Here is a 440-nt window from a genome sequence, read left to right on the forward strand (position 1 = left end):
GAACCGTGAAGAACCCAGCAACTTCAACTAGCTTACCACTTGAAATCACGCAAGCCCTGACGAATCGCTTTTATCTTAGCAGCATCTAGGCCATTACGCTCTTGGACTTCTGGAGCCAAGTTCTGCAAGTAAGCAACAAAGTTATCCACCAGATGGTCATACTGGTAGTTGCTCAGATGCTTGAGCTGCTGGCTGATAAATTCCTCAGCCTGGTCGAATTTTTCGGCCTCAACCAAATGGTCCAGATAAGCATTACCGCTGATTTCTTGGCCAGTCTCATCCTTGACCTTACCCAGATCCAGCTTAATATTTTCCAGTTTAAAGGCCTTGTCCATACCAGTCGTGGTCTTCCTGATTTGTCTAAGTAGGTCATCATTATTAAAAACGCTCGGCATAAGAGCCACCTCCAATCATCTATTAACCCTATCGGCTATCCCGAG

Annotated in this window: 1 protein-coding gene; it reads right to left on the reverse strand. The window is 45.7% G+C overall.

Going from position 1 to position 440, the window contains the following annotated elements:
• Positions 1–32: 32 nt before the first annotated feature.
• Positions 33–335 (reverse strand): hypothetical protein, encoded by a 303-nt coding sequence (locus tag FH871_RS34920; RefSeq protein WP_002960854.1) that lies wholly within the window; start codon positions 333–335, stop codon positions 33–35.
• Positions 336–440: the final 105 nt, after the last annotated feature.

The sequence above is a fragment of the Larkinella sp. C7 genome (assembly GCF_006149005.1).
Classification (GTDB): domain Bacteria; phylum Bacteroidota; class Bacteroidia; order Cytophagales; family Spirosomataceae; genus Larkinella.

Coding starts and splice junctions, on each gene's coding strand:
- FH871_RS34920 (WP_002960854.1), bottom strand. CDS start 335: ATGGACAAGGCCTTTAAACTGGAAAATATTAAGCTGGATCTGGGTAAG.